Annotated in this window: 13 protein-coding genes; 7 read left to right on the top strand and 6 right to left on the bottom strand. The window is 67.3% G+C overall.

Translation table 11 applies throughout. The features are described from left to right. Positions 1 to 81 precede the first annotated feature (81 nt). The 4 genes from ACYVD1_RS01630 to ACYVD1_RS01615 all read right to left on the bottom strand — a co-directional run bounded on the left by ACYVD1_RS01630 (position 82) and on the right by ACYVD1_RS01615 (position 4,795). Positions 82 to 885, bottom strand: coding sequence for a hypothetical protein (locus ACYVD1_RS01630; RefSeq protein WP_460766590.1), 804 nt, complete (start codon positions 883 to 885; stop codon positions 82 to 84). A 176-nt stretch (positions 886 to 1,061) separates the two neighbouring features. Next, positions 1,062 to 3,380, bottom strand: coding sequence for a rhamnogalacturonan lyase (locus ACYVD1_RS01625; RefSeq protein WP_460766780.1), 2,319 nt, complete (start codon positions 3,378 to 3,380; stop codon positions 1,062 to 1,064). A gap of 231 nt (positions 3,381 to 3,611) precedes the next feature. After that, complete coding sequence (locus ACYVD1_RS01620; protein WP_460766587.1) at positions 3,612 to 4,148, bottom strand: AbrB family transcriptional regulator; 537 nt, start codon at positions 4,146 to 4,148, stop codon at positions 3,612 to 3,614. Then, entirely contained in the window at positions 4,145 to 4,795 is a 651-nt protein-coding gene (locus ACYVD1_RS01615) for an AbrB family transcriptional regulator (RefSeq protein ID WP_460766776.1), read from the bottom strand. Before ACYVD1_RS01615 ends, ACYVD1_RS01620 begins: the two co-directional genes overlap by 4 nt. On the opposite strand from ACYVD1_RS01615, the gene tcuA reads away from it, so the two are divergent. The 5 genes from tcuA to ACYVD1_RS01590 all read left to right on the top strand — a co-directional run bounded on the left by tcuA (position 4,785) and on the right by ACYVD1_RS01590 (position 10,586). Next, the gene (tcuA, locus tag ACYVD1_RS01610; RefSeq protein WP_460766584.1) at positions 4,785 to 6,257 is read left to right on the top strand and encodes an FAD-dependent tricarballylate dehydrogenase TcuA; all 1,473 of its coding nucleotides are present in this window, start codon (positions 4,785 to 4,787) and stop codon (positions 6,255 to 6,257) included. The two genes, ACYVD1_RS01615 and tcuA, sit on opposite strands and share 11 nt — an antisense overlap. Then, entirely contained in the window at positions 6,254 to 6,871 is a 618-nt protein-coding gene (locus ACYVD1_RS01605) for a GntR family transcriptional regulator (RefSeq protein WP_460766582.1), read from the top strand. Before tcuA ends, ACYVD1_RS01605 begins: the two co-directional genes overlap by 4 nt. A 795-nt stretch (positions 6,872 to 7,666) precedes the next feature. Then, a complete protein-coding gene (locus ACYVD1_RS01600) occupies positions 7,667 to 8,539 on the top strand; it encodes a Bug family tripartite tricarboxylate transporter substrate binding protein (RefSeq protein ID WP_460766577.1) in 873 nt (290 codons plus the stop codon). Next, on the top strand, positions 8,539 to 9,057 hold the full coding sequence (locus ACYVD1_RS01595) for a tripartite tricarboxylate transporter TctB family protein (RefSeq protein WP_460766571.1): 519 nt from the start codon (positions 8,539 to 8,541) through the stop codon (positions 9,055 to 9,057). The genes ACYVD1_RS01600 and ACYVD1_RS01595 overlap by 1 nt, the downstream gene beginning before the upstream one ends. A 14-nt stretch (positions 9,058 to 9,071) precedes the next feature. Next, positions 9,072 to 10,586, top strand: coding sequence for a tripartite tricarboxylate transporter permease (locus tag ACYVD1_RS01590; protein WP_460766568.1), 1,515 nt, complete (start codon positions 9,072 to 9,074; stop codon positions 10,584 to 10,586). A gap of 85 nt (positions 10,587 to 10,671) precedes the next feature. Here ACYVD1_RS01590 and ACYVD1_RS01585 read toward each other — a convergent pair whose 3' ends face one another. After that, positions 10,672 to 11,673: an iron-siderophore ABC transporter substrate-binding protein gene (locus ACYVD1_RS01585; RefSeq protein ID WP_460766563.1), complete on the bottom strand. Its 1,002-nt coding sequence runs from the start codon at positions 11,671 to 11,673 to the stop codon at positions 10,672 to 10,674. A 111-nt stretch (positions 11,674 to 11,784) separates the two neighbouring features. Further along, entirely contained in the window at positions 11,785 to 12,552 is a 768-nt protein-coding gene (locus ACYVD1_RS01580; protein ID WP_460766771.1) for a siderophore-interacting protein, read from the bottom strand. 227 nt (positions 12,553 to 12,779) lie between these two features. On the opposite strand from ACYVD1_RS01580, the gene ACYVD1_RS01575 reads away from it, so the two are divergent. Further along, a complete protein-coding gene (locus tag ACYVD1_RS01575; RefSeq protein ID WP_460766560.1) occupies positions 12,780 to 14,525 on the top strand; it encodes an ABC transporter ATP-binding protein in 1,746 nt (581 codons plus the stop codon). Continuing rightward, positions 14,522 to 16,321 carry an ABC transporter ATP-binding protein gene (locus tag ACYVD1_RS01570; RefSeq protein ID WP_460766557.1) on the top strand — a complete coding sequence of 600 codons (1,800 nt, stop codon included), beginning with the start codon at positions 14,522 to 14,524 and terminating at the stop codon, positions 16,319 to 16,321. Before ACYVD1_RS01575 ends, ACYVD1_RS01570 begins: the two co-directional genes overlap by 4 nt. Positions 16,322 to 16,375 lie beyond the last annotated feature (54 nt).

The raw sequence follows: 16,375 nt of genomic DNA, 5'->3' as shown, positions 1-16,375 counted from the left end.
CCGGAAGTGAAGCAGAATGTGGCCCGTCCCACCCTCGGTCGTGGTCAGGAAGAGTCTGATATTTCAGGCATTCAGCCGGATTCAGCTTCGGTCCGTGTCACTGTCAGTGCGATTGGTGTCCGAGGCCTCGGGTGCGGTCTTCCGCTGGAACGGCGCGACGACGGCGGCCATGACGAAGGTGAGCACGCCGAGCAGCATGATCGCCCCCAGGACCCGGGCGACGATCAGCATCGTCGGATCCGCCACGGTGTAGTCACCGGGGACGCCGAACAGCGCGGCCAGGTAAGCGCCCTGGGCCTCGGTCTGGCGCCCCGCCGAAGGCGTGTCGACGGCCAAGGCGCCGGCCGTCCCGAAGGCCGTGAGAACGGCGATCGCCGACGCGGCCGCGATATAGCCGAAACCGCTCCGGTTTCCCCGGTAGAGCTGGACCGCGCCGCGGGCCAGCAGTTCGACCGGTGCCCAAACGAAGATCAGCGCGATGTAGGCGAGGGGGATCGTCGCGCCCCCCAGCATCAGCATGACGAGCAGGGTCCGTCCTGACTCGAGCCCCTCGAGGTCGGCCGTGGAGCTGAGCACCGCGGGCGCGGAGAACAGCGCTCCCACCACGGGAAGCGCGTAGATCGCCCGCGGCTCGTGCCACGCGGCCCCGTCGGACTTCTTGTGGAGCATGGAGAGCCGGGCATACACCATGTGGGCCACCAGCTGGGCCCCGGCCACCCCCACGACGAGGACCACGCCGGCCGGTACCGGGTCCAGCGCGAACGGCACCGCGCAGCACACGGCGATGACGACCGCGGCGGCGACCACGGCCCCGATCTCGACTTCCCGCCGGTCGGTATGGGATCTGATGGTGTCGATCAACGCTGCCTCCGGAGGTTCCGCCATGGTGCACCAGCTAGTCACCAGAGTGGTACGACGCCACCGGGGCCGGCACGGTTCCATCGGGGCCGGTCCGACCTGCGGGTACAACGCTGAGGCACCCGCGGCGCAGCTGCGCCGCGGGTGCCGGGGGAGGAGGCGGCCCGAGGGAGTCGGGGAGGCCGGACCGCCTCCGGGGAGGGCTACCTCTTCGGGTAGCGGGGGTCGGGGACGGGGACCTCGGACCAGTCGATGTCGGAGCCCAGGTAGAAGTCCGGGTAGGTCGGCTGGTTGTACGTGGTCTGCTGCCAGGCCACGCCCACCCGGTACTGCGGGTCGTGCATCAGCGTGTAGAGCTTGCGGTCGGTGACCTCGGTGGAGGTGTAGATGCGGATCGCGGAGCTGTCCTCGGTACGCAACAGCAGTTCCTCGCGCCAGTCGCCGAACACGTCGGCGACCAGCCCGGGATTGCCCTTGGTCCAGTTGTTGGTGAGGGTGCCCTCGGCGGTGAGCAGCGTTCCCCGCTGCCAGTCGTCGACGGTGGGCGTCTCCAACTCCTCGGTGGCGGTGCCGTTGACCATCTGGGTGGTCATGTCGGCGGCCCAGCGGATGTTCATGTTGGTCCCCGGGGTGTCGGTCCCGAGGTACTCGCCGCTGGCGGTCCACAGGCCGGCGTCGACGTCCGCGTCGTCCGGCGGCATGGAGGACCACACCTGGTAGCCCGGCCGGTCGGGGTCGATGTCGCCGACCATGGCGCGTCCGGTGTCCACCCCGGTGTACTCACCGAAGAGGACCTCGCCCGTGGCCGCGTCGCGCATAGCGAATCCGTAGGGCGCTTCGGTGGCGCCCTCGTGCACGGTCCAGATCTGCTGGCCCTCGCGCTCTGGATCGAAGTGGCCCACGTGCATCGCGTCGCCGTGTCCGAGCTTGGCGTACTCCCCGGCGACATCGCTCTCCGGGGGACCGTACTCGTAGGAGGAATACAGCAGTGAACCGTCGTGGTCGATCGTCGCGGAGCCGTAGATGATCTCTTGACGGCCGTCACCGTCGACATCGGCAACGCTCAGCGAGTGGAAACCCTGAGTGGTGAGGGTGCCGTACTCGGGGTCTGTGCCCTCCACCCCGTGCGGGGAGTCGTTGAAGGGGTTGTCCATGGGGGCGTGTCCGCTGTCGACGGACCAGTCCTCGACGATCTGCTCGCCGTCCCAGGTGTAGGCGACCAAAGCGGTGCGGGTGTAGTAGCCGCGGGCGAAGACCGCCGACGGGTTCGCGCCGTCCAGGTAGGCCACCCCGGCCAGGAAGCGGTCCACACGGTTGCCCGGCTCGATGCGCTCCATGGCGTAGTCGCCCCACACGAGCCCGTCGTCGCCGCGCTCCGGCTCGTAGCGGATGGTCTCCAGCTCGCCGCCGGTGGCCCCGTCGAACACGGTCAGGTACTCCGGGCCGTCGACGATGAAGCCCTCGAACTCGCGCAGCTCGTTGTTCTCGCTGCGGTCGGGGGCGTAGTCGTCCATGAAGTGGTCGGCGAGCGCCTCGGCGTCCTCGCGGGAGAGCGGGTAGTCGTACTCCGGGTCGTTGCCGAAGGCCTCCTCCAGGGTGGCGGGCCAGTTCCCGGCCGTGACCTCGGGGTGTTCGTGCCAGTCGAGGAACATGCCGACCACGTGCTCGTAGTAGTCGTCGGTGCTCATCCGGTAGTCGTCGTCATGGGAGTAGCCGGCCTCGACGTCCTCCTCCGGCATGGTGACGTACTCCTCGGCCACCACCTCGCCGTCTTCGCCGTAGGTGGTGATGTTCGTGCCGGGCGCGGTCTTGAACATCAGCTCGGCCCGGCCGCCGCCGTCGAAGTCGTAGACGAGGAACTGCGTGTAGTGGGCGCCCGCGCGGATGTTGTGGCCCAGGTCGATCCGGTGCAGCAGGGTGCCGTCGAGGGTGTACGTGTCGATGATGGCGTTGCCGGTGTAGCCGACCTCGGACACGTCCTTGGAGTTGTCCGGGTCCCACTTGACGACGAACTCGTACTCGCCGTCCCCGTTGACGTCGCCGACGCTGATGTCGTTGGCCGTGTACTCGTACTCCCCGCCGGCGGGCGTGACACCGCCCTCCGGTTTCTGGAGGGGAAGGTCGTAGTAGCCGTCCTCCCAGGGGGAGGCCGGGTCGCTCGGCTCCTCGGCCGCGTCGCCGCCGACCGGGGTGACCGTGTACTCGGACTTCTCGGTGCCTTCAGCGTCGAGGTAGTTGGTGCTGTCGCTGACCTTCCCGATCGGCTCGCCGTCCCGGTGAACCTGGAAGTCGGGGCCGTCCATGCCCGATTCGGTGTGGCCGGTCACCTCGTGGCCGAGCAGGCGCCAGCTGAGGAACACGCCCTCGTCTGTGCTGACGGCGACCAGCCCGCGGTCGAGCTCCTCGAGCTGGACACCCGTGCCTGAAGTGCCGTCCGTAGGGGAAGCGCTGGTGCCGGAAGCGGCCGTGGTCGTTGCGGCAAGCGCAAAAACGATCGCTCCGGCCCCGGCCAAGTAAGCCATCTTGCGTGGAGGGCCAGCATGAGCTGCTGTGGTGCGACTGGTTGGCAAGGAACCTCCTGAACCTGGACCGTCCCGCCTGAAGCACCTGCCCAGGAGCGGCTGGCAGTCCGGTGCGGGCACTGCCTCGGGGGATGGGCAGTGGTGTGGATCACCCTAATGGGAAAGCGTTTTCCGTCAAGTTAAAACGTTCACATTCCTCATTGGAACCGACCCGGTCGTCGCTCGGAGAGCTCAGTCGGCTGCGTCGCCCGGTCCGCCGATCCACCGGTTATGGATCCTCTCGCTCACCCAGAAGACCAAGGGAAGGCTCAGCAGCACTGTCAGAATCCGCACCACGTGCACACCGATCACCAGGGCGCCGTCGAGGTCGAGTGCTATGGCCGCAGCCACCATTTCCCCCACGCCACCCGGCACCAGCGACAGGAGCGATTCGGCCGGATCCATGAGCCCCCAGGCGGCGAACAGCCACCCGAAAAACAGCCCGGCTCCCAAGACGACGATCACAGCGAGAGTCCCGGGGGCGAAAACCCGCTTGAACTGCCGGAAGACATCAGGGCCGATAGTGGCACCAATGGCTGTGCCGATCAGCAGCTGTCCAGTCAGCGCGAAGACCGTGGGTACGTCTGCGGCCAAACCGAAGCCGAGGTTCACCGCAGCTGCGCCCACCAAACCCCCTGTGAGGGGCCAGAGTGGTACACGGACCCGCCGAAAGACGAGGGCGGTAACCAGTGAGCCCGCCGTGACGGCGAACAGCGGTAGGAGCGTCATGTACTCAACACCACCAACAGGATGGGCAGGAGTACGAGCACCAGGGTGAACAGCCGGACCGCGTGCACGGTCATCACCACGCCCATCTGCGCCCCCTTGTCGATGGCCAGTGAAGTGACCTCCGCGAGGCCGCCCGGGGTAACGGCGAGCACTGCGGTAGCCGGGTCGACGTTGTAACGAGCCATCAGTAAGGAGATGAGTAGAAGGTTGACCACAACGAGTCCGAGGTAGGCCACGATTACCGGAACGGCGACCGAGGCTGTGCTCACCAGGGAATCGACAGTCAGCAGAACGCCGCTGACCAGGCCGACCAGTATCAGTCCGATATACCGCAGAGTTCGTGGAAAGGCAGCGGGCCGCAGGCGCGGGAACCACGGCTGGTTGACCAGGGCGGCCCCGATGGCGCTGCCCAGCAACATGCCTGCGGGGATCCCCATCAGCTCGAAGAGCGACCCCACCACCGCTGCCCCAGCCAGCAGTCTCAGCACTCCCGGGACCCGGCCCCATCGTGGCTTGTGCACTTGTGCCGTCACTTGACCGCCTCCGGGGTTCCCTGAACTGAGAGGAACCCATGCTTGATGGGCGCCCGATCCAGTGGCATACTTTTCATGATCTTGGTATACCAAAGGAGCCTGATTGTCCACCATCACGACCGACGTCCTTGTGGTAGGCGCTGGCAATGCCGCCATGTGTGCTGCTCACGCCGCCCGCGAGCAGGGCAGGCGAGTTCTGGTCCTGGAAGCTGCGCCTCGGAGGCAGGCTGGTGGCAACAGCTACTTCACCGCCGGTGCGACCCGCATGACCCATGAGGGCCTGGAGAGCCTGCAAGACCTCATCGAGGCGGACGGGCGCCACAGCTGTACAGAAGTACCGCCCTACTCCAAGGAGGAGTACGCCGCGGACCTGAAGGCGGTGACCAACGGGCGAAACGACCCGGAGATGACGGCGACCCTGACGTCCAACATCGCGGGGGACATGCGGTGGCTGAAGGCCAAAGGCCTGAAGTACCGGCTGATGTATGAGCGCCAGGCCTATGAGCGCCCCGACGGGAGCTACCTGTTCTGGGGCGGGCTACACGTCGGAAACGTCGACGGCGGGGCGGGTCTGGTTCGCGATCACTTCCGCGTGGCCGAAGAGACCGGTATCGAGATCCTTTTCAACGCCCGTGCGCTTCGCCTTGTCGAAACCGGCGGAGCGGTCACCGGCGTGGTCTTCGAACGCGACGGCGAAGAGCACACGGTTCAGGCCGGTGCCACCATTCTGGGGAGTGGTGGTTTCGAAGCCAGTCAACAGATGCGATCCGAACACATGGGGCCGCAGTGGCAGCACGCCATCACCCGTGGGACACCGTTCAACACCGGCACCATGCTCAACGAGGCACTGAAACTCGGTGCGGCCAAGGGCGGGGACTGGAGCTCCTGCCACGCCACACAGTGGGACGCGGGATTCGAGGACAACGAGTCCAACTACGAGGTCACCAATCGGCTGACCCGCCAGAGCTACCCGCTGGGCATTATCGTCAACCGCGACGGTCGGCGCTTCCTGGACGAGGGTGCCGACTTCCGCAACCTCACCTACGCCAAGTACGGCAAGGAAGTCCTCATGCAGCCCGGCGCCATCGCCTGGCAGATCTTCGATGCCCGCCTGCGCCCCATGCTGCGTCCGCAGGAGTACGAGGTACCCGGCGTCGGCGAGCACGTCGCCGACACTCTGGAGGGACTCGCCCGGGAAGCGGGTATAGACACGGCTGGCCTCCTGGGGACGGTCCAGGCCTTCAACGACTCGATCCGAACCTCGGTAGCGTTCGATCCCAACATCAGGGACGGCCGATCGGCCGATACCACCCCGCCGAAATCCCATTGGGCTAACCCCATCGCGGAGGGGCCCTTCTACGCGTACCCGGTCACCTGCGGCATCACGTTCACCTTCGGCGGGGTCAGGGGCGACTCGTATGCGCGGGTGCTGAACGAGGACGGATCGGTCATCCCCGGACTCTTTGCCTGCGGTGAGGCTCTGGGCGGCCTGTTCAGTGAGAACTATCCCGGGGGATCCGGGCTGGCAGCGGGTATCGTCTTCGGCCGGATCGCCGGACGGGCGGCGGCGTCGTGACATCCGGAACCCAAGTGGACAGCGTCTATCAGCAGCTGCGTGCACGAATCCTCGACGGATCCCTGGAACAGGGGCACGACCTCAACGAACGTGCGGTCGCCGACCTGGTCGGCACCTCCCGGACCCCTGTTCGTGAGGCTGTCGCACAACTGCTGGTCGACGGGCTGGCCGAACGGCAGGGCCGCAAGACCCGGGTCACTGTCTGGGACGACGAAAAGACCGGTCAGCTCTATGAGATGCGCAAGATCCTGGAATCGGAAGCCTGCCGACTCGCCGCAATGCGCAGAAGCGAGAACACGGTGGCCCAACTCCAGGCGGCGCTGGCTGAACAGGTCGAACTGGGCGACCCCTCTCCCATTCTTCGACGGGACCTGAACTACCGGTTCCACCACATCATCTGGAAGGCCAGCGGCAACCCGTTCCTCGTCGAGGCGAACACCAAATACGGAGTGCAGTCGATGTCGATCGCTCCCACTACCCTACGCACTGAGCAGCGCTGGAACACGTCCCTGGAAGAACACCAGCAACTGGTCGACCACATCAGCGCCCACAGTGCAGAAGAGGCAGCCATGCTCATGCGCCAGCACCTCGAATCAGCATTCCGGCAGAGGTAACACCCTTCTGCCCCTGGCTGGAACGCATTCCCCGTTCCTGCGCCGGCCTACCTCGACGCCTCACCGGTGGCCGCTGCCGGGCGGGATCCCGGCCGGTCCGCGGGTTGCCAGGGATCCCGCCAGCCACGTCTGCTGGTCGGCCGCGGGCGCAGCCGCCCTATGGTTCGCCGCGGGAGCACAGGGGCGGGCCGCGATGCGGGGTTCGGGCCCCAGGTATCGATCTCTTCGGGGCGACGGAAAGGCACATGATCCTTTCAAGGCACGCGGATTCAGCCTCGAACTGAGTGCACTACACAGCGTCATAGCGCCAAATCAAAATGTAGTTCCAGCGGTATCCCTTGAAGAATCGCGGCCCACTCGGGTCGCCGTGCCTCCGCAAATGGGCTGTGTAATCCGGCGTGTCGGGAAGTTGGGCTGTGCCGTTTGGTTCGGGAAAAGAAGCCTAGCCGCCGACGCTTCTCCGGGGGCATCTCACTCGATGTGCGACGGAGGTAAAATCTGTTCGGCTACTGGTCGGTAATGGTAATTGGGTGATAGTGTGTTATACCTCACGTCAGCTCGTACCCCGAGGTCGTGAGTCATGAGCCACCACTACCCCTGGTGGAGACTGCCTTCAATACCTTAAATTCTCGAAGGAGTGCCTTCATGCGTGCTCAGGCCTCGAATCCTGCCGTCGTTCCAACGGCGAGGAGGAACCGGCGTATCCTCGTGGTGACCGCGGCTATCGCGCCTCTGCTTTTGGCTAGCTGCGCAGACGACGGGGGAGAGTACCCCTCGGATTCCATCGAATACATCGTGCCCTACGAGCCGGGTGGCGGTGCAGATCCGGTCGGGCGCCATTTCTCCGATATGTTGGAGTCCGAGCTGGACGCCGATACAAATGTCATCAACGTGCCCGGCGGCGATGAGGCGGTGGGCATCACCCAATTGGCCAACTCAGAGGCCGACGGTTACACCATGGGTCTGGGTACCTCCGGAGGGTTCGTGGCCCAGCCCTTGGTCAGCGACGAGGCCCAATTTGAAACGCCGGAGGACTTCACCCCGCTGGCGAAGATGTCCGGGACGCCTTATGGGCTGTTCGTCTCGCCTGACTCCGAGTACGAGACGCTGGACGACCTCATCGAGGCTGCCGAGGAGAACCCGGGAGAAGTGCAGATCAGTACGCCCGCCGGTATGGGCAATCCCGCGTTCGTGATCTACTTCCTGGAGCAGCAGGCTGATATCGAAGTATCACTGATCACCACCGCCGGCGGCACAGGGGAGGCTGCCCTGGAAGTGATGAGCGGGCGCTTGGACGCGGTGGTCGGAAACGCTTCGGGCCAACTCGGCCTGGTCGAGGCCGGAGACTTGCAGGCGGTGGCCTACAGCGGTCCGGAGGACTACAGCGAGTTCCTTCCCGACGCGGTCCACTTCGACGAGGCCGGATACGACATCCCCTTCACCTCCGACTACATGACCATGGCCCCCGCCGGCCTGGAGGAGGACGTCGAGTCCTCCCTGCGTGGTGCCTCGGAGGCGATCGTGACCAGCGATGAGTGGGAAGAGTGGGCCCTCGAGCAGGGTGCTCTGCCCGATGTGGCCACCGGCGACGAACTGGACACCTACCTGGACGAGATCCAGGACAATATCGAGCGCGGTATCGAGCTCGGAGACAATCGAGAAAACTGATGACTGAAGTCACTGGTGAAGCATCAGAGAGCGCATCAGGGGGATGGCGGAACAACCCCAAGCGCACGGGGCGCATCCTCTTCGGAGCACTGTTTCTGGCCATCTTTATCGGATACTACATAGCCGGTATGGAGCTGGAAGACGGCACCTTGTCCCAGCCGGGTCCGGGCATGATTCCCGGATGGGTCGGTATCGCCGGTATGGTCATTTCCCTGATCGTGATCGCTGAAGCGTTTCTGGGTCGATCGGAATCCGGGACGGTCGGTTTTCCCCGCGGTCGTGATCTGAAGAACGTTCTGCTCTTCATTTCCATGGTGGTCGTCTACTACGCTGTGCTGATTCCGTTGCTGGGGCAGTATATCCCCTCAGTGGTCTTCGCCGTAGCCTTTATCCGCGTGGTCGGTCGGGCATCGTGGGTCAGATCCATCATCATCGGAGCGGCCATGGGATTGACCCTGACCTTCTTCTTCTCTGAGATCTTGGGAATCCAGTTGCCCAGCGGCTCGATCCTTCCGTAAGAGAGTCATGAACTATGGGAACCATTGAAGGATTTCTTTACGGGCTTGAACTGGCAGTCTCTCCAGAACTGCTGGTTGCCGCGTTTGTGGGCGCGCTTTCTGGAACACTGATCGGAATTCTTCCCGGCCTTGGTCCGGTGGCCGGTGCCGCACTGCTGCTGCCGCTGACATTCGCCTATGAGCCAGCAATCGGCATGATCATGATCGCTGGCATCTACATTGGAACTCAATTCGCGGGTTCGATGACATCGATCCTGCTAAATATGCCCGGTGACGCTCAGTCCGTGGCTGCCACTTTCGATGGCCACCCGATGATGAAGAATGGTCGCGGAGGCGCTGCCCTGACCATTATGACCGTTGGGTCATTCATCTCCGGGCTGATCGGACTGGGCATTGTGCTGCTGGTCATGCCACTGGTGACCGGGGTAGCCATGCAGTTCGGTCCCGCTGAGTTCTTCGCCCTGACCGCTGGAGGCCTGCTTGTCCTGGCCAGGATCTCCGGAGGATCTCTGGGATCCGGACTGCTGCCGATGATCATCGGCGTGGCGCTGGCGACGGTCGGCTTGGACGTCAACAGTTCGACGAACCGCTTCACGTTCGGCCACGTGGACCTGACCCTGGGAATCGCCCTGGCCAGCGTCGCGGTCGGTCTCTACGGACTCTCTGAGCTGATGTTCATGCTCACCGGGGATTCCAAGCGGCAGAAACCCAAGCGCCTCCGCTGGCGTGAACTGGTCCCGACCAAGGAAGAGTTCGGACGCTCGATCACCCCCTGGGGGCGCGGCTCCCTGATCGGCTTCGGATTCGGGCTGATACCCGGACCGGCGGCCGCGCTCTCCACCTTCGGCTCCTACAAGGTCGAACAGACGGTCTCCAAGAACCGGAAGAAATTGGGCACCGGGGCGGTCGAGGGCGTAGCCGGACCTGAAGCGGCCAACTCTTCAGCCACCATCGGCAGCATCGTCCCGGTGCTGATGCTCGGCATCCCCTTCTCCGCCACCCTGGCGCTGATGATCTCAGCAATGACGGTGCAGGGTGTGCAGCCGGGACCGCTGCTGGCGACTCAGCGCCCGGACCTGTTCTGGTCGGTCATCGCTTCGATCCTGATCGCCAATGTCATGCTGTTGCTGCTGAACCTGCCCCTGATCGGGCTGTGGATCAAGCTCATCATGACCCCGATACGCTACATGATTCCGTTTATCGTCATCATCGCCGCTATTGGTGCCTACAGCATCAACAGCAATTTCATCGACCTGCACATCGTGCTGGTCTCAGGTGTACTCGGATACTTCCTGCGCCTGCTCGACTTCTCCCCGGCATCACTGTTGGTGGGTCTGGTCCTCGGGCCGATGATCGAGCGGTACTTCGTCCAGGGAATGGTCACCTACCAGGGCGACCTCGGCGCGGTGATCGGCGCCTCCGGTATTTCGATCACCATCTGGGTGCTCGTGGTGGCGGTCCTCTCCGCGGGAGTCCTGAAGCCGGTCTGGACCGGGGTCAGGCGCAAGGTGGGCGAGCGTACCGCTTAGCCCGTGTATCTCAGGACGGTCGCGTCCGTGCCGGAACCCGGTTCGGTATGGACGCGACCGCCGGGTGCGGATACCCCTGTGGACGTCAGTCCTCCAGGGCCTCGTGGACGAGCGGGACGATCTCGTCCAGCGCGTGCGAGACGCCCGGTGCGGAACCGCTGGAGAAGGCGTCGGCCAGTTCCGGGTCGTCCAGGATGATCAGGCGGCCGTCCTCGGCCGAGGGGATGCCCTGCAGAACCGGGTCCTCGTGCAGGGTCTGCGCGGTCCCGCCGATCGGGAAGACGACGGTCAGGTCGGCGTCCAGGACCTCCACCAGCTCGGGGCTGAGATCGGTGTAGAAGGCCCCGTCGGCCATTTCGGTCACCTCCGGCTTGTACTCGAAGCCCAGGCCGGTGAGCACGTCCACGCGGGAGTCGCCCGGCACGTAGGCACCGTACTGGCCGTCGTAGTAGGCGCCGACGGCGATGGTGGTTTCGGCGAACTCGGGGTTGTCCTCGCGCAGCTCCGTGAAGCGGTCCTCCAACTCGGTGACCAGCTCCTCGCCGCGCTCGTCCTCCCCGAGGGCCTGTGCGACCTGGCGGGTCTGCTCCTGCCAGGTGGTCCCGTAGGTGACCTCGACTCCGGGCGGCGGACCGACGACCGGGGCCACCGGGGACAGTGTGTCTTGGCGCTCCTCCGTGTGGTCGGAGCGGGTGTCGAGGATGACGTCGGGCTCCAGGGAGGCGACCGCCTCCAGGTTGGGCTCCATGGTGCCGAGCTGCACCGGCTCGGAGTCGAACAGGTCCGCGGCCCAGGGGCCCACGCCGGTACCGCCGTAGTCCTGCCAGTCGGCCACGCCCAGCGGCTGCACGTCCAGCGCGAGGGCGGTCTCGGCGTCGGACCAGCCCATGGCGGCCACGTTCTCGGGGCGGTCCTCGATCTCCACGTCACCGTGGAGGGTCTCGACGGTGACCGGGAAACCCTCGGCCGTCTCGCCGGAGGACTCCGACGAGGTGTCGGAGCCGCCACCACCACAGGCTGCGAGCAGGACCGTGGACAGGGCACCGGCGGCGATCAGGCCGAAGCGGGCGGGCGGACCGGCGTTCATGAGACCTCACTGAAAAAGATGAGCTTAGCCTTGCCTAAGCAGTATTCGGCCACATTAGCGCCCTCAGGGGAAAGCGTGACCAGGGGGTCCTTGAACAACAGGACTCACAGGTCAGTCGACGCCCGAGACGCCCGCGCGCCAGTAGCCCACGAACGTGATGTCGCTCTTGGGGACGGACCGCTCGCGCACCAGTGCGCGCCGCAGCCCGGTTGGGAGGCCGTTCTCTCCCGCCACCCAGCAGTACGGGCGCCCCTCGGGAAGGGGTGTACTCCGCACCGTTTCCAATGCCAGCTGCCCGGGGGTGGCGTGCGGGTCCTGGCGCGGCAGCCAGTGCACGTCGACCCCGGGTGGCGCGTCCAGCTGTCGCACGTCGCGTTGGGAGGGGACCTCCAGGAAGACCTGGGCGCGCAGGTCCTCGGGGGCCTGCTCGACGATGGACATCAGGGCGGGCACGGCGCTCTCGTCTCCGACCAGCAGCTGCCAGTCAGTGTCGACCGGCGGCAGGTAGTAGATCCCTTCGGGGAACAGGCCCACCTCGTCGCCCTCCCCCGCGGACAGTGCCCAGGTCGAGGCCGGTCCTCCGTCGCCGTGCGCCACGAACTCGATGTCCAGCTCCAGGGCCTCGGCGTCGAAGCGGCGCATCGTGTAGTTGCGCACGTAGGGGCGCACCTCATCGGGCATCTCGCGGTATTCGGGGTACCAGCTGTCGTCCGCGGAGTCCGGCAGGATCAGCCGGTTCTGGCCTGGGCGCCGGAGGAAGACCCGAACACACTGGTCCAGGCCCAGGAACTCGAACCGGGCCAGGTCGGGGCCGCCGACGGTCACGGTGATGAAGTGGTCCGTGGTCTGCTCGGTGCGCACGACCCGGGCGCGGATCATCTGCCGGTGACGCGGGAACTGAATGCGCAACAGGGGCCCTTCGACGGTGTGCACAACCATGACGTGTGAGGTTAGGCTAACCAATATCACAAGTGCACGGAAATCGCCCCCTGAGCCGCAAACCAGTCATCCTCTGGTCGGAGGACGGTCCGCGAGTGGCTAGTCTTGCCCGGTCGGGGCGGACTCACGTGCCCGGTCGGGACGGTACTCAAGGGAGTAGGAGACGGATGACCACGCGTGCGGCCCCCGCCGAACCCCCACCCGGCACAGCCAGGGCCCTGCGTTCCCGCACCCTGCGCCGCCACCGCGGCCGGGTCGGTTTCGGGGTCGTCCTCCTCTCCCTCCACCAAGCGTGCGAGGCGCTCGTCCCCGTGGCCATCGGCCTCACCATCGACCTCGCCGTCTCCACGGGTGACTTCACCGCCCTGCTGTGGTGCGTGTCCGGGTTCGCCCTGCTGTTCACCGTCCTGGCCAGCGCCTACCGCTTCGGTGCCCGCCTCACCCTGGGCGCCGTCGAACGCGAGGCCCACCTGCTGCGCCTGGAGTCGGCCCGCCGCGTCCTGCACCCCCGGGGCGAACGCAGCGGCCTGCGCTCCGGCGAGGTCCTGGCCGTCGCCACATCCGACGCCGAACAGGCCGCCAGCTACGCCCGTGCCTGGGCCGTCGGCATCGCCCAGGTCACCGCCATCACCGTGACGACGGTCGTCCTGCTCTCCATCAACGTCCCCCTCGGCGTCGGGGTGCTCCTCGGCGTCCCGCTGATGCTGCTCCTGTTGCGCGTGCCCGCGGCGCGCATCACCCGCCGCACCGAGGCCAAGCAGGCCACCGCCGCCCGCGCCACCGCCATGGCCACCGACCAGGTCAGCGGTCTGCGCGTGCTCATGGGTATCGGTGCCCGACACAACGCCGCCCTGCGCTACCGGGACGTCAGCGACCGCGCCCTGACCGCCTCCGTCGGTGCCGCCGCCACCAACGGCCTCTACAAGGGACTGGTCAGCGCCGCCGGCGCCGTCTTCCTGGCCTGCGTGGCCGGAACCGCCGGGTGGATGGCCCTCCAAGGGCACATCACCATCGGCGAGCTCGTGATCGTGGTCGGCCTGGCCCAGTTCCTCTCTGAACCCGTCCAAGCGCTCGGCATGGTCGGCCAGATGTTCGCCGTCGCCCGCGCCTCCGCCCAGCGCCTGGTCCGCCTCCTCAACGCGCCCGACGCGGTCACGACCACCGGCGGCCGGATACTGCCCGGTGTCCTGCCCGACGTCCCGCACGCCGTGGAGCTCGAGGGCGTCACCCACCGCACGCTCGACGGTGTCGACCTGACGGTGGCCCAGGGGGAGTTCGTCGGTGTGCTGACCACTGACCCCCGCGATGCCGAGGCCCTGGTCGACGTCCTCGCCGGGCGATCAGAGGGGGCTGGCGGTACCGTCCGCGTGGGCGGGATCCCCGTGACCGAGCTCGACCTCACCTCGCTGCGGGGTGCCGTGCTGGTGGAGGAGCACGACAGCGTCCTGTTCGAGGGCACCCTCCACTCCAACCTGCACACCGATCCCACCCGCGTGGCCGACGAGTCCGCGCTCCGGGCCGCCCTGGCCGCGGCTGCCGCCGAGGAACTGGTCACCGGTCACCCCGACGGGCTCGACCGCCCCGTCACCGACCGTGCCGCCAACCTCTCCGGCGGCCAGCGCCAGAGGGTGGCCCTGGCCCGCGCCCTGGTCGCCGACCCGCCCGTGCTGGTTCTGCACGACCCCACCACCGCCGTCGACGCCGTCACCGAGGAGGCCATCGCCCAGGGCACGGCTGCCCTGCGCGCCGAGCGCTCCCCCCTTGGTGCCACACTCGTCATCGCTAACAGCCCCGCCCTGCTGGCCCGCGCCGACCGAGTGGTGGTCCTGCGCGAGGGCAGGGTGCACGCCTTGGGCACGCACACACGACTGGCCGAGGACGACCCCCACTACCGCGAGGCGGTGCTGCGTTGAGCACGGAAGCCCCTGTCCAGGACCGTCCTGAGGAGCCCGGTACGCCGCGGAGCGGCCCCGACCTCCTGCCCACGGCCACCGCCAAACGGACTTGGGCCGTCCTAGGTGACGGTGTCCGCTCCACGCCCTGGGCCACGGCCCTCGCCCTGGCCACCGTCCTCGCGGGCAGCGCCGCCGGCCTCGTGGCGCCCTGGGTCCTCGGGCAGATGGTCGACGATATCTCCGACGGATCGGGCCTGGACGCCATCCTTCGTTCGGCCGCGATCATCGCCGGGGCCGCGGTGGTGGGCGGTGTCCTGGTCGGGCTCGGTGCCTGGCAGGTCAGCCGGGTCGGTGAGACCATCCTGGCCCGGCTGCGTGAACGCGTGATGGAACGCGTCCTGCACATGCACGCCGCGCGGCTGGAGAAAGTGCGGATCGGTGACCTGCTCTCGCGGGTCGGCGACGACGTCGCCGTGGTCGGCAACGCCATCGCCCGCAACGGCCCGGAGGTGGTGACCGCCCTGGCCGTCGTCGTGCTCACCACCGCGGGCATGTCCGCCCTGGACTGGCGCCTGGGCCTGGCCGGACTGGCCGCCCTGCCCTTCTACGTCTGGGCGGTGCGCTGGTACATGCCCAAGTCGGGCCCCTACTACGCGCGCGAGCGCGTCGCCATGGGCGAGCGCTCCCACGCCCTGATGGGTGCCCTGCGCGGCCGCGACACCGTACGCGCCTACCGGCTGGAGGAGGAGCACGAGCAGCGCATCGCCGACCGCTCCCGCACCGCGATGCAGCTCACCCTCGACGTGTTCCGCCTGTTCACCAGGCTCGGCGCGCGCATGAACGGCTCGGAGTTCGTGGGTCTGGGCGCCGTGCTGGTCGTGGGCTTCTTCCTGGTCCGCGACGACATCGCCACCGTCGGGATGGTCACTGCGGCCGCCCTGTACTTCCACCGGCTCTTCGGGCCGCTCGGCTTCCTGGTGATGAACTTCAACGACGTCCAGCAGGCCGGGGCGAGCCTGGCGCGCCTGGCCGGGGTCGTCGACCTGCCCGTCGCCGAGGCCCCGGACGCGGAGGAGGGGCCGGCCGGTTCCTCCCTGCGGGTGGAGGCGGTCAGCCACACCTACGGGCCGGGAACCCCCAAGGCCCTGGACCGGGTGTCCCTCAAAGTCGCCCCTGGGGAACGGGTGGCGCTCGTCGGTGCCAGCGGCGCGGGCAAGACCACCCTCGCAGCCGTCATCGCGGGTCTGCGCACCCCCACCGCCGGAACCGTGTTCCTCGGCGGGATCCCCCTCGACGAACTCGGCGAGCAGCGCGTGCGCGAGCACGTCTTCCTGGTCAGCCAGGAGACCCACGTGTTCGCCGGAACCCTCCTCGACGACCTGCGCCTGGCCCGCGCCGATGCCGCACGCGAGGAGACCGAGGCGGCCCTGGAGACCGTGGGCGCGCTCGACTGGGTGCGTGCCCTGCCCGAGGGGCTGGACACCGTCGTCGGCGAGGGCGGTCACGCACTCACCGCCGAACAGGCCCAGCACCTGGCCCTGGCCCGCCTGGCCCTGGCCGACCCCGACCTCGCCGTACTCGACGAGGCCACCGCGGAGGCAGGCAGCTCCGGTGCCCGCCGCCTGGAGGGAGCCGCGGCCGCCGCCACCAAGGGCCGCACCACCCTGGTGGTCGCGCACCGCCTCACCCAGGCCCAGGCCGCCGACCGGGTGGTCGTCATGGACCGGGGCGGGATCGTCGAGGAGGGAACCCACGAGGAGCTCGTCGCCCGGGAGGGAAGGTACGCCCGCCTCTGGCGCAGCTGGCAGAGGTAATCAGGGCGGGGCTGGCTCAGCGGGCTGACCGCAGGCGTCCGGCTCCGTCACCGC

Source organism: Nocardiopsis nanhaiensis, assembly GCF_054778635.1.
This window is presented reverse-complemented; position numbering and strand designations above follow the sequence as displayed.